This window comes from Brevundimonas sp. FV2ps16 (genome assembly GCF_058681075.1).
Window position 1 is genome coordinate 1,948,098 of sequence record NZ_CM178728.1, and the last position, 14,755, is coordinate 1,962,852.

General features: G+C 67.3%; 16 protein-coding genes and 1 other annotated feature. Of the genes, 7 read left to right on the forward strand and 9 right to left on the reverse strand.

Features of this window, described 5'->3' with window-relative positions; translation table 11 throughout:
- Position 1 precedes the first annotated feature (1 nt).
- Both ACW170_RS09385 and ACW170_RS09390 read right to left on the reverse strand, forming a co-directional pair.
- Positions 2–400: a hypothetical protein gene (locus tag ACW170_RS09385; RefSeq protein ID WP_492086455.1), complete on the reverse strand. Its 399-nt coding sequence runs from the start codon at positions 398–400 to the stop codon at positions 2–4.
- A 59-nt stretch (positions 401–459) separates the two neighbouring features.
- Positions 460–1,488, reverse strand: coding sequence for a DNA topoisomerase IB (locus ACW170_RS09390; RefSeq protein ID WP_492086456.1), 1,029 nt, complete (start codon positions 1,486–1,488; stop codon positions 460–462).
- 115 nt (positions 1,489–1,603) lie between these two features.
- Here ACW170_RS09390 and rlmJ point away from each other — a divergent pair, with 115 nt between their 5' ends.
- Positions 1,604–2,419: a 23S rRNA (adenine(2030)-N(6))-methyltransferase RlmJ gene (gene rlmJ / locus ACW170_RS09395; protein ID WP_492086457.1), complete on the forward strand. Its 816-nt coding sequence runs from the start codon at positions 1,604–1,606 to the stop codon at positions 2,417–2,419.
- Between the two features lie 29 nt (positions 2,420–2,448).
- Positions 2,449–3,180, forward strand: coding sequence for a type 1 glutamine amidotransferase (locus ACW170_RS09400; protein ID WP_492086458.1), 732 nt, complete (start codon positions 2,449–2,451; stop codon positions 3,178–3,180).
- A 192-nt stretch (positions 3,181–3,372) separates the two neighbouring features.
- Here the strand turns inward: ACW170_RS09400 and ACW170_RS09405 are convergent, their stop codons facing one another.
- The gene (locus ACW170_RS09405) at positions 3,373–4,449 is read right to left on the reverse strand and encodes a YeiH family protein (protein ID WP_492086459.1); all 1,077 of its coding nucleotides are present in this window, start codon (positions 4,447–4,449) and stop codon (positions 3,373–3,375) included.
- 79 nt (positions 4,450–4,528) lie between these two features.
- Here ACW170_RS09405 and ACW170_RS09410 point away from each other — a divergent pair, with 79 nt between their 5' ends.
- Positions 4,529–5,404 (forward strand): LysR family transcriptional regulator, encoded by an 876-nt coding sequence (locus tag ACW170_RS09410; protein ID WP_492086460.1) that lies wholly within the window; start codon positions 4,529–4,531, stop codon positions 5,402–5,404.
- A gap of 451 nt (positions 5,405–5,855) precedes the next feature.
- Here the strand turns inward: ACW170_RS09410 and ACW170_RS09415 are convergent, their stop codons facing one another.
- The gene (locus tag ACW170_RS09415; protein ID WP_492086461.1) at positions 5,856–6,047 is read right to left on the reverse strand and encodes a hypothetical protein; all 192 of its coding nucleotides are present in this window, start codon (positions 6,045–6,047) and stop codon (positions 5,856–5,858) included.
- Positions 6,044–6,925, reverse strand: coding sequence for an oxygen-dependent coproporphyrinogen oxidase (gene hemF, locus ACW170_RS09420; protein ID WP_492086462.1), 882 nt, complete (start codon positions 6,923–6,925; stop codon positions 6,044–6,046). The genes ACW170_RS09415 and hemF overlap by 4 nt, the downstream gene beginning before the upstream one ends.
- Before the next feature lie 147 nt (positions 6,926–7,072).
- Here hemF and ACW170_RS09425 point away from each other — a divergent pair, with 147 nt between their 5' ends.
- Both ACW170_RS09425 and ACW170_RS09430 read left to right on the forward strand, forming a co-directional pair.
- Entirely contained in the window at positions 7,073–8,317 is a 1,245-nt protein-coding gene (locus ACW170_RS09425; RefSeq protein WP_492086463.1) for a dipeptidase, read from the forward strand.
- Positions 8,318–8,362: 45 nt separating this feature from the next.
- Positions 8,363–8,424, forward strand: a sequence feature (sul1 is cis-regulatory element that is thought to sense ions involved in sulfur or methionine metabolism; They are found in Alphaproteobacteria).
- Positions 8,425–8,482: 58 nt separating this feature from the next.
- Positions 8,483–9,964, forward strand: a complete 1,482-nt coding sequence (locus ACW170_RS09430; RefSeq protein WP_492086464.1) for a SulP family inorganic anion transporter — start codon at positions 8,483–8,485, stop codon at positions 9,962–9,964.
- Here ACW170_RS09430 and ACW170_RS09435 read toward each other — a convergent pair.
- The 4 genes from ACW170_RS09435 to ACW170_RS09450 form a co-directional block, all read right to left on the reverse strand.
- A complete protein-coding gene (locus ACW170_RS09435) occupies positions 9,961–11,529 on the reverse strand; it encodes an EAL domain-containing protein (protein WP_492086465.1) in 1,569 nt (522 codons plus the stop codon). The genes ACW170_RS09430 and ACW170_RS09435 overlap by 4 nt on opposite strands.
- An 80-nt stretch (positions 11,530–11,609) precedes the next feature.
- A complete protein-coding gene (locus ACW170_RS09440) occupies positions 11,610–12,047 on the reverse strand; it encodes a flagellar basal-body protein FlbY (RefSeq protein ID WP_492086466.1) in 438 nt (145 codons plus the stop codon).
- The gene (locus tag ACW170_RS09445) at positions 12,044–12,355 is read right to left on the reverse strand and encodes a rod-binding protein (protein ID WP_492086467.1); all 312 of its coding nucleotides are present in this window, start codon (positions 12,353–12,355) and stop codon (positions 12,044–12,046) included. The genes ACW170_RS09440 and ACW170_RS09445 overlap by 4 nt, the downstream gene beginning before the upstream one ends.
- 2 nt (positions 12,356–12,357) lie before the next feature.
- Positions 12,358–13,473 carry a flagellar basal body P-ring protein FlgI gene (locus ACW170_RS09450; protein ID WP_492086468.1) on the reverse strand — a complete coding sequence of 372 codons (1,116 nt, stop codon included), beginning with the start codon at positions 13,471–13,473 and terminating at the stop codon, positions 12,358–12,360.
- A 183-nt stretch (positions 13,474–13,656) separates the two neighbouring features.
- On the opposite strand from ACW170_RS09450, the gene ACW170_RS09455 reads away from it, so the two are divergent.
- Positions 13,657–14,082 (forward strand): flagellar assembly protein FliX, encoded by a 426-nt coding sequence (locus ACW170_RS09455; RefSeq protein ID WP_492086469.1) that lies wholly within the window; start codon positions 13,657–13,659, stop codon positions 14,080–14,082.
- A 176-nt stretch (positions 14,083–14,258) separates the two neighbouring features.
- Positions 14,259–14,693 carry an RNA polymerase-binding protein DksA gene (dksA, locus tag ACW170_RS09460; RefSeq protein WP_492086470.1) on the forward strand — a complete coding sequence of 145 codons (435 nt, stop codon included), beginning with the start codon at positions 14,259–14,261 and terminating at the stop codon, positions 14,691–14,693.
- Positions 14,694–14,755 lie beyond the last annotated feature (62 nt).

The window sequence follows — 14,755 nt, forward strand, 5'->3', positions numbered from 1 at the left end:
TTCAGGCTGCGGCGGCCTTGGCGCTGGTGCTGTAGAAGACGATGCCGGCGAACAGGAACATGCCCAGCAGGACTAGGGTCGGCCCGGCGATGATGCCGATAACGGCGAACGGCATCAGCGCGGTCACGCCCAGCAACTGCACCGCCAGGGCCGCCATCATGATCGGCAGGCCGATCACCGCCAGCCAGAAATGGATCAGCGGCAGGGCGCCCGACTGGGCGCCGGGATAGGCGCGGTAGAACAGGCCGTACAGAAACATCGACACCCACCCCAGCAGGTTGATGTGGGCGTGGACAGGCGAGATGGTGAAATCATGGGTCACCCCCATGAAGTAGCCGAGCGACACGCCCAGGGCGGCGAACAGCACGGCGAGCCGCAGGAAGGCGGTGGAAAGGTTCATGGCGTGTTTTCCCCGAAAGACCTCGCCACCCATTATTCGAAGAACAATGATCGTCCAAGTTACATTGGGGTAAGCTTCAAGGCGCGAATAAGCGCCTTCTCGAACCCCTTAGCGTCTGGGCCGGGCAGGGCGGTCTTCAACTCACCGCTTTCGTACAGCTCCATCACTTTCGGATGGACATAGGAGGCCCGGCACACCGTCGGCGTATTGCCCAGCAGGCCCGCCACCGCCTTGACGCAGACGGTGATCTTGCGTTTCGCGTCGGTGGGCGAGGTCGGCGGCTCCATCTCACGCAAGGCCCGCGCCGCCGAGACCGTGCCCGCCCAGGTGCGGAAATCCTTGGCGGAGAACTGATCGCCCATGGCCGCGCGGATATAGGCGTTCACATCGTCCGAGGTGACGGGGCAAAGCTCCCCGTCAGCCGTGCGGTATTTGAACAGGTGCTGGCCCGGCAGTTCCTCCAGCGCCCGCACCACCCGCGCCAGCCGCCGGTCGCGGACGCTGACCCGGTGGTCCTTGCCGCTCTTGCCCCGGAACTCGAACGTCAGGGCCGCGCCGTCCACCTCCAGATGCCGCTTGTTCAGGGTGGTCAGGCCATAGCTGCGGTTCTCCCGCGCATAGGCCGCATTGCCGACCCGGATCAGGGTGATCTCCAGCAGGCGCACGGCGGTGGCCAGCACCTTGTCCTTCACCGGCCCCCTCAGACCCAGGTCGTGCTCGACCTTTTCGCGCAGCCGCGGCAAGGCGCGCGAAAAGGCCGACAGCTTGTCGAACTTGTTCTCCGACCGGGCCGCGCTCCACCCGTCGTGATAGCGGTACTGTTTGCGCCCCTTCACGTCGCGGCCGGTCGCCTGGATATGGCCGTTGGCCTTGGGGCAGATCCAAACGTCGGTCCAGGCGGGCGGAATGGCCAGGGCCCGGATCCGGTCCAGAACCCTGGGATCCTTGATCGGTTGATCCTTGGCGTCGCGATAGGACCAGCCCTTGCCGGCGCGTCGGCGGGTCAGGCCGGGGTTGTCGTCGCTGCACCAACTCAGTCCCTGCGGAACCTCGACCGCCTGATCGAAGCTATGCGATCCGTCCGCCATCGCGGCGTTTCCTTTTCATCGGTCTTTCAGCGGCTTGCCTCAGACCGGCGACCAACGCGGGGTCGCGCCCGCGAGTTCCCCTTGACCCCGCGCGCCCGGAGCGACACGAGGCGGCATGAATTATCGCCACAGCTTCCATGCCGGAAACTTCGCCGACCTGGTCAAACACGCCCTGGTCCTGTGGTTGGTGAAGACCCGCGCGGCCGCGGGCCCGCTGACGGTTCTCGACACCCATGCCGGGGCCGGCCTCTATGACCTGTCCGGCGACGCCGCCCGGTCGAAGGAGGCCGAGGCCGGGGTCGCGCGTCTGATGACCGACCCGGATCTGCCGCCGCTGATGCAGGCCCTGGCGGATCGGGTGGCGGCGTTCAATCCCGATGGCGGCGCTCGCTTCTATCCCGGCTCGCCCCTGCTGATCGCCGAAGCCCTGAAGGCCGACGGAAACTATGTCGGCTTCGAACTGAACCCGCCCGTCCGCGCCCTGCTGGCCCAGGCCCTGACCGACCGCCCTAACGCCCAGGCGCGCGAGGGCGACGGCTACGCCCTGGCCACGGCCGAGGCGGCGCGGGCCAAGGCGCCCCTGATCCTGATCGACCCCCCGTTCGAAAAGCCCGACGACTATATCCGTTCGGCCGAAACCGCCCTGGCGGTGGTCCGCCGCGACCCCGCCGCGACCGTCGCCGTCTGGACCCCGCTGAAGGATCTGGAGACCTTCGACGGCTTCATCCGCCGGCTCCAGACCAGGGCCGGCCCGACCCTGGTCGCCGAGGCCCGCCTGCGTCCCCTGACCAATCCGATGAAGATGAACGGCTGCGCCCTGGTCATCGTCAATCCGCCGCCAGGCGCCGAGGACGCGGCGCGCCAGGTCTGCGGCTGGGTCGCCGACCGTCTGGGCGATCCGGGCGGCCGGGCTGAAATCTGGTCCTTCTGATCGGCGCGCCCCTTGTCTATGGTCGGGTCATGACCCGCATCGCCATTCTGGAAACCGGCCATCCGCCCGAGGCCCTGAAGGACAGTTTCGACGACTATCCGGCCCGGTTCCGCGCCCTGCTGGGCGAAAACGTCCCGACCACCCGGTTCGACGTCCAGTCCGGCCATCTGCCGTCCGACCCCGCCGCCTTTCAGGGGGTGATCGTCACCGGCTCGGCCGCCGGCGTCTATGACGACCTGCCGTGGATTCCCCAGCTGATCGACTGGCTGCGCGCGGCGCGCGGCCGGACCCGGATCGTCGGCATCTGTTTCGGCCACCAGGTCCTGGCCCACGCCTTCGGCGGCGAAGTCGTGAAATCGGACAAGGGCTGGGGCGTCGGCCTGCACCGCTATGACGTGCACGGGACCGAGCCCTGGATGCACCCCCGCGCCCGCACCATCGCCATTCCGGTCTCGCACCAGGATCAGGTCGTGGCCATCTCGCCCGATGCGCGTGTCATCGCCTCCAGCGGCTTCACCCCCTACGCCGGCCTGGCCTGGGGCGAAGACGCCATATCCTTCCAGTGCCACCCGGAGTTCCAGCCGGACTATGCCGCCGCCCTGGTCGAGGTCCGGCGCGGTTCGCGCATCCCCGAGCCCCTTGCCGACGCCGCGCTCGACAGCCTGAAACGCCCCAACGACCGCGCCGTCCTCACCGCCTGGATCCGCGCCTTCCTGCTGCTCACCCCGCCGCCGGTGGAAGAGCAGGGCAGCGGGATCTAGCTTCCTTACTTTCGTCATCCTCCGGGCCGCGAAGCGGAACCGGGGGACCCAGCGGCGCGCGAGAGCGCGACCCTGTCGCGGACACTGGCTTCAAACAGCGAGCGGCGGATGGATTTCGCCTTCGGCGCCGCTGGGTTCCCCGGTCTGCGCCGCGAAGGCGCGGCTTGCCGGAGAATGACGAAAGGGAAGGCGCTAAACCCCCAACACCGCGATCAACCCCAGGCTCAGCCCCGCCAGGGCCGCCAGCGACAAGACCACGGCCGCCACCACTCGCCCGCCGGCCCGCGCCACGGCCCGGATGTCGGTCTGCAGCCCCAGCGCCGCCATGGCCGCCACGGTCAGCAGGCCGGACGCCGCCGCCATCGGCTCCAGCGCCGCCTGCGGGATCAGGTCCAGGTTCCTCAATGCGATCATCGCCAGAAAACCGGCGATGAACCAGGGCAGCAGCCGGTGCAGACCCGGCCCCTTCGCTCCCGCCGCCCGATCCCTGAACATCAGCGACAGCACCAGGATCACCGGCCCCAGCATCAGCACCCGCGCCAGCTTGACCACCGTCCCCGTCTGGGCCGCGACCGCGCCGAACGGGGCTGCGGCGGCCAGCACCTGGGGCACGGCATAGACGGTCAACCCCGCCAGGGCGCCGTATTGCAAGCCGCTCATCGACATCAGTCCACCCAACAAGGGCAGGGCGAGAACCACCACCACCCCCAGCACGGCGGTAAAGGCGATGGAGGCGGCGATCTCCTCGCCGTCGGCGTCGATCACCGGGGCCACGGCGGCGATGGCCGAGTTGCCGCAGATGGCGTTGCCGCACGCGACCAGCAGGGCCATGCGCGGGTTCAGCCCCAGCAGACGCCCGATCCCGAACCCGGCCAGGATGGCGGCGGCGACCAGGGCGAAGACCCCCGCCACGAACCCGACCCCCAGCGACGACAGGGTCGCCGCGCTGACCGAAGCGCCCAATAGGACCACCGCGACCTCCAGCAGGATCTTGGCCGAAAAATCGATCCCGACCCTGAACCGGGCGTCCGGCGTCCAGGCCGCCCGCACGCCGGCGCCCAGCAGGATGGCTAGGACCAGCGGCTCCAGCCAGGCCTTGCCGAAGACGTCCCGCTCCAGACTGGTCAGGCCGACCGCCGCCAACGCGACCACCAGGCTCATCATCAGGCCGGGCCACACCGAACGGCCGAACACGCCCAGCCGCGCACCCAAGCCAACGGGGCGCGGCAGGGGCGGGCTCAGAACGGCGGCGGGGGCGGCGGACTTCATGGTCCAGCTTGATGTGTGAACCCTCGACCCCGGTCCAACGGATTGTTATGGTTATTTCAATCCGATTTGGAGATTGATTGTGACCCTGGAACGCCTGCGTATCTTCGTCGCCGTGGCCGAGCGTCAGCATGTGACAGCGGCGGCGCGGGCGCTGAACCTGACCCAGTCTGCCGTCTCCAACGCCATCGCGGCGCTCGAGGCCGAACATGACGTGCATCTGTTCGACCGGGTCGGCCGGGGCGTGGTCCTGAACCAGACGGGCCAGGCCTTCCTGCCGGAAGCCAAGGCCGTGCTGGCCCGCGCGGCGGCGGCCGAGGCGGCGCTGGCGGATCTCAGCGCCCTGCGGCGCGGCCGCCTGACCGTCTTCGCCAGCCAGACCATCGCCTCCTACTGGCTGCCCCGTCGCCTGGTCGCCTTCCACGTCGCCCATCCGGGCATCGAACTGGACGTCCAGATCGGCAATACGCGCCAGGCCGCCGCCTCCGTCCTGGGGGGCGAGGCCGAGATCGGCCTGGTCGAGGGCACGGTCGACGAACCCGCGCTGGAGCAGACCCGTATCGGCTCTGACCGTCTCGCGGTCTTGGTCGCGCCCGATCATCCCTGGGCGAGCCTGCGCCGTCTGTCGGCTCAGACCCTGACCTCATCTCCCTGGGTCCTGCGCGAAGCCGGCTCGGGCACCCGTTCGACGCTGGAGGAGGCGGTGCGTCAGGCAGGGATCGACCCCGCCGACCTGCCCGTCGCCATGACCCTGCCGTCGAACGAGGCGGTGCTGGCGGCGGCCGAGGCAGGGGCAGGGGCCACGGCCCTGTCCGAAAGCGTCGCCTACGCCTCAGTCGCCGCCGGCCGTCTGGTCAGCGCGGCCTTCCCCCTGCCGGAACGCCCCTTCCGCCTGCTGCGCCACTCCGAACGTTACCGCAGCCGCGCAGGCGACGCGTTTGTCGCGGCCATGGGCTGAGCGGACAGGGCTTGCACCCCTAATGCCGCACCACCGCATGTGGAATTCTAAGGGCTTTCAAAGAAAATTCGACAATCGACCTATCACCCTTCCGGGCGCGGTTAGACTGGGCGCCAGGTCTTTGACAATCGAATGGAAAACACGCCGCCAAACTGCACTCCTTTGCATATTGCACCGATTTCGACGGTGCAGTGCAATTTGGGGGGACGGTTTCAAGGGCGCGCGTGTCGCCGGAAATACACTCAAATAGACTCAAAAAAATTGGAGTCGAAACCGTCTAATCTGCCCGCTTCCCCCGCAGCCCGCGCCTCACACCCCATACCCCCGTCATCCTCGGGCTTGACCCGAGGACCGGATGCGGATCGGGCTGTGCGCCCACCGCTGACGCAATGCGCGGATAGCCCGGTCCTCGGGTCAAGCCCGAGGATGACGGGAGTATGGGTGCGGTCGCCTACAGTCCGAACCTTGGAAACACGAACCGCTCCAGCAGCAGAGACGCCGCGAAATAGAAGCCGATCACCACGAACAGGGTCAGCGGGATCTGCGGCTGTTTCGACAGGGTCAGATAGACCCCGTACAGCACGGCGAACAGAACCGAGGTGGCCAGGGGCCGCAGCAGGATCTTCGCGAGAGGGGACGTCACGGCCATTTCACCACCGGGGGCATGGAGCTGAGGATCGAATCGACGTTGCCGCCGGTCTTGAGGCCGAACATGGTGCCACGGTCGTACAGCAGGTTGAACTCCACATACCGCCCGCGCCGCACCAGCTGCTCCTCGCGCTCGTCGGCCGTCCAGGCCTCGCCCATCCGCCCGGCCACGATCTTCGGATAGATGTCCAGGAAGGCCAGGCCCACGTCGCGGGTGAAGGCGAAGTCCCGGTCATGGTCGCCGCTGTCATGGTGGTCATAGAAGATGCCGCCGGTCCCGCGCGGTTCCTGCCGATGCGGCAGGAAGAAATACTCGTCGCACCAGGCCTTGTACTTGGCGTGCCAGTCGGGATCGTGGGCGTCGCAGGCGGCCTTCATCGCGGCGTGGAACGCCAGGGTGTCCGGGTGGTCCTGGCGCCGATCCGCGTCCAGCACCGGCGTCAGATCGCCCCCGCCGCCGAACCAGCTCTGGGTCGTGGCGATGAAACGGGTGTTCATATGCACCGCCGGAACCCTGGGACTGACCGGATGGCAGATCAGGCTGATCCCGGTGGCGAAGAACCGGGGATCCTCCGCCGCCCCCGGCACCGTCTTGGCGTAGTCAGCCGGAAACGATCCGTGGACGGTCGAGACATGGACCCCGACCTTCTCGAACAGCCGGCCGTGCATCATCCCCATGACGCCCCCGCCGCCTGCCTCGCGGTCCCACGGCGTCCGCACGAACCGCCCCGGCTCCCCCGGAAACAGATCGTCGGGCGCCGCATCCTCCAGCGTCTCGAAGGCGGCATGGATACGGTCGCGCAGATGCTCGAACCAGGCGCGGGTCTCGACCTTCTTCAGGTCGAGCGGATCGGAAAAGGCGGCGTCGCTCATACCGTCTCTCCTAGACGCTCGTCGCCCGACCGGGAAACCTCTTCCTTCTCCCCTTTGCGGGAGAAGGCGGGCCCGAAGGGCTCGGATGAGGGGTTGCCTGCCGCCTTTCGTCTGTCAGTGTGCGTCGCAACATCAGGGAGTCGCATCATGATCCGTCGTCTGCTGGCCGGCGTCGCCGTCGCCGCCTTCGCCACCGCCGCTAGCGCCCAATCGACCGGCGAGGCCCGGGTGCTGGAGATCCTGAAGACCACCCCCTTGATCGACGGCCACAACGACCTGCCCTGGGCCCTGCGCCAGCAGTATGGAAATGACGTATACGCCGTTGATTTAACGACCAATCTTGAGGCGACGACCCGGCTCCACACCGACATCGCCCGCCTTCGCGCCGGCGGCGTCGGCGGTCAGTTCTGGTCGGTCTACGTCCCCGCCAGCCTGACCCCGCTCGAGGCGGTCGAGGAGACCTTCGAACAGATCGACACGGCCAAGCGGATCATCGCCGCCCACCCCGACGTCTTCGGTCTGGCCACCACGGCGGATCAGGTTGACGCCGTCTTCGCCTCGGGCCGGATCGCCAGCCTGATCGGCATGGAGGGCGGCTATTCCATCGACGACTCCCTGGCCCTGCTGCGCGAGTTCCATCGCGCCGGCGCCCGCTACATGACCCTGACCCACTCCAAGACCACCACCTGGGCCGACAGCGCCACCGACGCCCCCAAATGGGGCGGCCTCAGCCCCTTCGGCGAGGATGTGTTGCGCGAGATGAACCGGCTGGGCATGATGGTGGACCTCAGCCACGTGTCCGAGGACACCATGCTGGACGCCATGCGGGTGTCCGACGCCCCGGTGATCTTCTCCCACTCCTCCGCCCGGGCGATCACGGCCCATCCCCGCAATGTGCCCGACCGGGTGCTGCGGATGATGCCTGAGGACGGCGGGATCGTGATGATCAACCTGGCCCCCGGCTTCGTCTCCGAACGCGTCCGCGCCTGGAACGCCGACCGTGCGGGCGAGGAGGCGCGGCTGAAGACCCTGAACCCCGGCGATCCGACCGCCGTCGCGGCCGGCCTGACCGCCTGGTCCGCCGCCCATCCGACGCCGGAAGCGACCCTGGCGGACGTCGTCGCCCATATCCAGCATGTGCGTCAGGTCGCCGGCATCGACCACGTCGGCCTGGGCGCCGACTTCGACGGCATCGGCAGCCTGCCTGAGGGTATGACCGGGGTGGACGCCTATCCCCGCATCCTTGCCGCCCTGATGGACGCTGGCTGGACCGAGGCCGACATCCGCAAGCTGGCCGGCGAGAACCTGCTGCGGGTCATGCGCGCGGTCGAAGCCACCGCCGCCTCCAAGGCCGCCGAACGGCCGTCCCTGGCCAAGCCGACCGCCGGATAGGCGGCTTGCCTTTCGGGCCGGGACCGGGCATCAGGCGCGCCTCACCCTGGACCCGGCCTGATTGAAGCGTCGGGTGGCTATCCCGGCCGCCGATCCGCCGGGAAACCCGCCGCATACGACCATGGCCGCGCGCCAGGTCGGCGGCAGACCCCAGATGAACCCCACATGTCCCTTATCGCCTCCGCGCGCCAGCAATGGCTCGCCAACCCTCGCCGCGACCTGCTGGCGGGGACCGTCGTCGCCCTGGCCCTGATCCCGGAAGCCATCGCCTTCTCCATTATCGCCGGCGTCGATCCCGCCGTGGGCCTCTACGCCAGCGTCGTCATCGCCGTGACCATCGCCTTCGTCGGCGGCCGTCCCGCCATGATCTCGGCCGCCACCGGGGCCATGGCCCTGCTGATGGTCGGTCTGGTCCGCGACCACGGGCTGGAATACCTGTTCGCCGCCTCGATCCTGTGCGGCGTGTTCCAGATCGTCATCGGCCTGCTGAAACTGGGCCGCTACATCAAGTTCGTCAGCCGCAGCGTGATGACCGGCTTCGTCAACTCCCTGGCGATCCTGATCTTCCTGGCCCAGATGCCCGAGCTGATCGGCGCCAACTGGCAGACCTTCGCCCTGGTCGGGGCCGCCCTGGTCGTCATCTACGGCTTCCCGCGCCTGACCAAGGCCGTGCCGTCGCCCCTGGTCGCCATCATCCTGATCAGCGTCTTCGTCATGATGACGGGCCTGGACGTCCGCACCGTCGGCGACATGGGCCAGATGCCTTCGACGCTTCCGGTCTTCCACCTGCCGTCCGTGCCCCTGACCTGGGAGACCCTGGCCATCATTGCCCCGATCTCGGCGACCCTGGCCTTCGTCGGTCTACTGGAAAGCCTGCTGACCGCCAATCTGCTGGACGACATCACCGACACTCCGTCGGACAAGGATCGCGAGACGCGCGGCCAGGGAATCGCCAACATCCTGTCGCCCCTGTTCGGCGGCATGGCGGGCTGCGCCATGATCGGCCAGTCGATCATCAACGTCACCTCCGGCGCGCGGGGGCGGCTGTCCACCCTTTGGGCCGGCCTGTTCCTGCTGTTCCTGATCCTGGTGCTGCGCGACTGGGTCGCTCAGATCCCTATGGCTGCCCTGGTCGCCGTGATGATCATGGTCTCCATCGGCACCTTCGACTGGGGCTCGGTGCTGAAGCTGCGCTCGACCCCGTTCCAGTCGTCGGTCGTCATGGTCGCCACCACCGTCACCGTGGTCGCCACCCATGACCTGTCAAAGGGCGTGATCCTGGGCGTGCTGCTGTCGGCGGTCTTCTTCATGCGCAAGGTCGGCAAGACCATCGCCGTGACCGAGATCGAGACGCCGGAGGAGGGCGTGCTGCGCTATCGCGTCACCGGCCAGCTGTTCTTCGCCTCGGCCGACCTCTTCGCCGCAAGTTTCGAGCACCACGGCCACCCCAAGCGGGTCGAGATCGACATGACCGAGGCCCATCTGTGGGACCTAACCGGCGTCGCCGCCGTGGACAAGGTCGTCTTCCGCTATCGCCGCCAGGGCGCGGAGGTGGACGTCATCGGCATGAACCAGGCCGCCCGGACGCTAGTCGATCGGGTGGGCCGCTTCGAGAAGGAGCATCTGCCCGCAGGCGCCGCCCACTAGCCCCAGGCTTCAACGGCGCCGCGGCGACGGACCGGCGCGGCGCTGGCCAGCTGGGTGCGCGGCTCCGCCTCGGCGCGGCCGAACAGCCAGCCCTGGCCGTACTCGACGCCCAACGCCTTGAGTTCGGTGACCACCTCTTCGGTCTCGATCATCTCGGCGATGGTCTCAAGCTTCAGCGACCGGCTCAGCTCGACGATGTTGCCAACCATATTGCGCACCACCTCGTCGGTTTGGACCTCCCGGACCAGAGCGCCGTCGATCTTGACGGCGTCGACCGACAGCTTGCGCAGGTAGTCATACGAGGCCGCGCCTGAGCCGAAGTCGTCGATACAGACCTTGATGCCTGTTTCGCGCAGGGCCGCCAGGCGTCGGTTGGCGGCGCCGATGTCCGCCAGGGCGGAGGTTTCTGTGATCTCGACGATCAGCCGCTTGCGGTCCACAGGCGAACCGGCGGTCATCTGCAGCAGTTGTTCGACATAGGTGTCGTCGCCCAGCGAGGCGCCGGACACATTGATCGCCATCTTCAGCAGGCCCGCGCCCGGCGCGCGCATCCGCTTCAGCACCTTCTCGGCCACCGCCAGATCGAAGGATTCGATCATGTCCAACTCCTCGGCCATGCGAATGGCGTTGGCGGGGCCGGCGCTGGCGTTGAAGCGCGCCAAGGCTTCGAAATGGTGAACCGCACGCGAGGTCAGTTGCACAATGGGTTGGTAGTGGACTTCAAACTCGCGCGATTTGACGACGGAGCGGAAAGCCTCGGCGTCGCGGAAGGTCCGTTTCAGCGCCTCGGAGAAGGCGACTTGCGGGTTGGCGAGACCGTCGTCCTTTAGGCAGGCCTCGATCGCGTACCGCATGGCGCGCAGGACGCACAGGGTGTCTCCTCCGGGGAGTTTGGAGGCGAAAGACTCGGCGTCGAGGTCCACCCCTTCCGCGCGGCCGGCTTCAACGACTTCGGCGGCTAGGTCGCGGGTGTCGCCGGGGGAGCGGAACAGGGCGTACCGCTCCGAGGTGATCTGGGCAGCCGACGAACCTTGCGCGGCCGCAGATTGAAGCGTGGCTTCGATCCTGCGCTGGACCTTTTCTGCGACCTCTCCAGCCAGGTCTTCGAGCCCGCGAATATCAAGGAAGGCGAGTGAAAGACTGGGCGATAGCGCCACGACGCGAGCGGCGTCCGCCAGGAAGGCCTCGGCGTCCAAAAGCGGGGGGGTCTCAAGCGAATCCACCGCTATGGCGGGGCCTTCATAGGCGATCGAGCAGGAAATGGCCGGCGCCAGCTGGGGGAGGATGAAGGCCCTCAGGGAGGCCCGTCGCACGCGCCCGGGCCCCGCCTGGACCAGGATTTGGGCGGCGGGGCTGCGTGCGCCAGGCTTGGTCTGCAGCAGAAGCTCGAGCGCGCCGTAACCTTCATGAAGGAAGGTCACCAGGGGCTTGCCCGTCCAAAGCGCCCCGACATCCGTACCCGGCAAAGGCCCTGCGCCGAGCGCAAAGGCAACGCGGCCTTCGGCGTCAATTTCGACCAGGGCATCCGCAGATGCGAAGGCCAGACCGAGAAGGCGAGTTGTCATCGACATGTCGCCACCATGCCTCTCGCCGCTTAAAAAATCGGCAACACCGGCGCGATTTTGAGGCCGCCGATCTTTTGGCTTCAGGCCTTGCGGTTGAAGGCGACCGCGCGGCCGTCGCTCTGGGCTGGGCGGCCGTCTGCGGCATAGGCCGAAGCGGGCGTCCGGGCGGCGGCGACCTCATGGGCGATCGCGCGCACCAGTCCTTCGGAGATCTTGCGGGCCGCGTCCACCGCGCTGGCATGGCGCGCCAGAACCGCTTCGAAGGCGCGGGTCGCCTCGATCAAGGCCATGCGCTCGGTTGCGAGAGCGCCGGCCAGCAGGGCGGGGTTGGCTTTCACATGGCCGGAGTCGCGACGATACAGGTTGGCCATCTCCTGTGTCTCCGCCAGGCTCGCGGCGACGGCTTGAGGCCGACCTTCTTCGAAGGCGCGGGTTTCGGTCGCCAGCCGATCCGTCAGGCGTCGAGTCAGTTCGAGAAGTTGACGAACCCGAGCGGTGGCGAGGTCGGCATCACTCATTGCGCGCCCTCCTGCATTTTCAGCATCTCGTCCATGACTGAACCGGACAGGCCGATGCCGCCCGCTGCGACTGTCTTTTTGGCCATTTCGTCCAGCAGGAAGCTGCGCCAGGTCGCCTCGGCTTGACCGCCGCCGAACAGGCCGTCGGTGGAAAGGCCCTCGAACATCGGCTTCAGCATCTGCGACAGGAAGGAGGCCTCGAAGGCTTCGGCGGTTTCCTTGACCTTGTCCTTGGACGCGCCGGCCGTGTTGGCGGTCAGGCCCTGAGCGGGGCGGAGCAAGTCGGCGGAGACGGCGAGGTCGGTCATGCTCACATCACCTCGATGTCGGCCTGCAGGGCGCCGGACGCCTTGATGGCCTGAAGGATGCTGATCATGTCGCGCGGACTGACACCCAGGGCGTTGAGGCCGTTGACCAGGGTCGACAGGCTGGTTCCGCCGCCGACGAGGCGCATCTGCGTGCCAAGGTCTTCCTCGACCGTGATGTCGGCTTGCGGAACGACCACGGTCTGTCCCTGACCAAACGGCGCCGGTTGGCTGACAAAGGGCTGTTCATCGACCGATATGGTCAGGTTGCCTTGGGCAATGGCGACTCGCGAGATCCGAACCGCGTCGCCCATGACGATGACGCCGTTGACCTCGTCGATGATGACCTTGGCCGGGGAGTCCACCGTGACTGGCAGGTTCTCGACCCGGCTGATAAAGCCGGCCATGCCCATCTGACCCGGTGCGCGCAGGGCCACGACCGTTCCGTTCTCGGCCAGAGCCGAGCCCGGATAGGCGGCGTTGACGGCGGCGGCTACCCGCTGAGCCGTGGTGAAGTCGGGGTTGCGCAGGTTCAGACGCACCTCGTTCATATTGGCCATCTGGAAGCCGGTCTCGCGCTCAACCGAGGCGCCGGACGCGATCCGGCCGGCGGTCGGCACGCCCCGCGTGATCGAAGATCCTGCTCCGCCTCCGGCAGAGACAGAGCCGGTCTGAACCGAGCCTTGGGCCACCGCATAGACTTGGCCGTCGGCGCCCTGCAGGCTGGTCACGACCAGTGATCCGCCCAAAAGGCTCTTGGCGTCGCACATCGATGAGACATTGACGTCGATCCGCGAGCCGGGTGTGGCGAAGGCCGGCAGTTCGGCCGACACCATGACCGCGGCCATGTTCTTGGTATTGGCGTTGGCGCCGCGGATGTTGACGCCCAGACGCTCGGTCATGCCTTCCAGCGACTGTCGGGTAAAGGGGCAGTTACGCAGGCTGTCGCCGGTGCCGTTCAGACCCATGACCATGCCATAGCCGACCAGTTGGTTGCCGCGCACGCCTTCGACGGCGGCGATATCCTTGATGCGCGATTGGGCCAGCGCCGGGGACGCCACGACGCCCATAGCGGCAAAGACGGCGAGAGGGGCGACAAGGCGGGCAAGCAGATTCTGCATCGGTCGGACGTCCTTACGGCGTTTCGATCGATGTAGTGCGAAGATCGTGCCGCGAGCTAAGATGTTGAAAATAATGGGGTGAATGGCCGCGCGGCGTCTTGCTTTCGGCAGTATTTGCCGGGCCGTTAACCAAACGGTCATTCCGTTCGCCAAGGATGCGAGCATGAGCCGGAGCACGCGCCGATGAAGGTCACAGGGACGACGGGCCCCAGCGCCCCTGCCGGCGGCAAGGCTGCACGTTCCGCGTCCGGCTTTTCGTTGGGCCAGACTTCAGCGGCTTCCGGGGCAGCCGCCCCGGCGGCCAGCGCTGCAGCCTCGACCGTCGCGGACGTCTCGGCCCTGATGGCGCTGCAGGGGGTCGAGGGACCGCTTGAAAAGCGACGTCGCGCAGTTAAGCGGGGCACGGGTCTGCTCGATCGTCTCGACGAAATGAAGATGGCCCTGCTGTCCGGTGAGCCGGACGACGCGACTCTTGACCGACTCGCTCGGACGTTGCGCGAAGAGCGGCCGGATGACGGGAACCCCGAGTTGAACGCCCTGCTTGACCAGATAGACCTGAGGGCGTCGGTCGAATTGGCCAAGGCAGAGCTTAGGCGCGGCGGCGTCTGAACCTAAAAACTTCGGGTTTTCAAAATTTACGGCCGAAACTGCGCGCCAAATGTCACGCGAGCCCCGCCCTTCGCCTAATCGTGATCACGGAATCGCGAGCGCCGTTGCCGGGACTCTCCGGGCTGACTATACGGCCCTTACGCCACAGGGGGGCGTGCTTAGAGAGCGTGAGTGCGATGAACGCTTTGGCGTCCGTTGTGTCCGACGAATCCGGTCTTTATCGGCCGTCTGACAATGAGCCGTTCATGAACGAACGGCAGCTTGCCTATTTCAAGAAGAAGCTGCTGGACTGGAAGGACGACATCCTTCGCGAGTCCAAGGGCACGGTGGTCAACCTTAAGGCCGAGACCGAGAATCACCCCGATCTGGTGGATCGGGCGTCGTCGGAATCGGATCGCGCGCTGGAGTTGCGCACTCGGGATCGTCAGCGAAAGCTGATCTCCAAGATTGACGACGCGCTGCGTCGGATCGAGGACGGGTCGTACGGCTATTGCGAGGACACCGGTGAACCGATCGGTCTGGGGCGTCTCGAGGCCCGTCCGACGGCGACCCTGTCGGTCGAAGCCCAGGAACGCCACGAACGCCGTGAACGCGTCCACCGCGACGACTGATCGTGCTATTGACGGCGCTTGCGGCCCTGCGGCCTTGACTTCGCCGGGTTGCGGCGCGACCT

What these genes read in the sequence shown, in the direction of transcription:
- ACW170_RS09430 (WP_492086464.1), top strand. Translation starts at nt 8,483, where the DNA reads ATGTCCCTTATCGCCTCCGCGCGCCAGCAATGGCTCGCCAACCCTCGC.
- ACW170_RS09405 (WP_492086459.1), bottom strand. Translation starts at nt 4,449, where the DNA reads ATGAAGTCCGCCGCCCCCGCCGCCGTTCTGAGCCCGCCCCTGCCGCGC.
- ACW170_RS09440 (WP_492086466.1), bottom strand. Translation starts at nt 12,047, where the DNA reads ATGAGTGATGCCGACCTCGCCACCGCTCGGGTTCGTCAACTTCTCGAA.
- dksA (WP_492086470.1), top strand. Translation starts at nt 14,259, where the DNA reads ATGAACGCTTTGGCGTCCGTTGTGTCCGACGAATCCGGTCTTTATCGG.
- ACW170_RS09450 (WP_492086468.1), bottom strand. Translation starts at nt 13,473, where the DNA reads ATGCAGAATCTGCTTGCCCGCCTTGTCGCCCCTCTCGCCGTCTTTGCC.
- hemF (WP_492086462.1), bottom strand. Translation starts at nt 6,925, where the DNA reads ATGAGCGACGCCGCCTTTTCCGATCCGCTCGACCTGAAGAAGGTCGAG.
- ACW170_RS09425 (WP_492086463.1), top strand. Translation starts at nt 7,073, where the DNA reads ATGATCCGTCGTCTGCTGGCCGGCGTCGCCGTCGCCGCCTTCGCCACC.
- ACW170_RS09455 (WP_492086469.1), top strand. Translation starts at nt 13,657, where the DNA reads ATGAAGGTCACAGGGACGACGGGCCCCAGCGCCCCTGCCGGCGGCAAG.
- ACW170_RS09385 (WP_492086455.1), bottom strand. Translation starts at nt 400, where the DNA reads ATGAACCTTTCCACCGCCTTCCTGCGGCTCGCCGTGCTGTTCGCCGCC.
- rlmJ (WP_492086457.1), top strand. Translation starts at nt 1,604, where the DNA reads ATGAATTATCGCCACAGCTTCCATGCCGGAAACTTCGCCGACCTGGTC.
- ACW170_RS09445 (WP_492086467.1), bottom strand. Translation starts at nt 12,355, where the DNA reads ATGACCGACCTCGCCGTCTCCGCCGACTTGCTCCGCCCCGCTCAGGGC.
- ACW170_RS09435 (WP_492086465.1), bottom strand. Translation starts at nt 11,529, where the DNA reads ATGACAACTCGCCTTCTCGGTCTGGCCTTCGCATCTGCGGATGCCCTG.
- ACW170_RS09390 (WP_492086456.1), bottom strand. Translation starts at nt 1,488, where the DNA reads ATGGCGGACGGATCGCATAGCTTCGATCAGGCGGTCGAGGTTCCGCAG.
- ACW170_RS09400 (WP_492086458.1), top strand. Translation starts at nt 2,449, where the DNA reads ATGACCCGCATCGCCATTCTGGAAACCGGCCATCCGCCCGAGGCCCTG.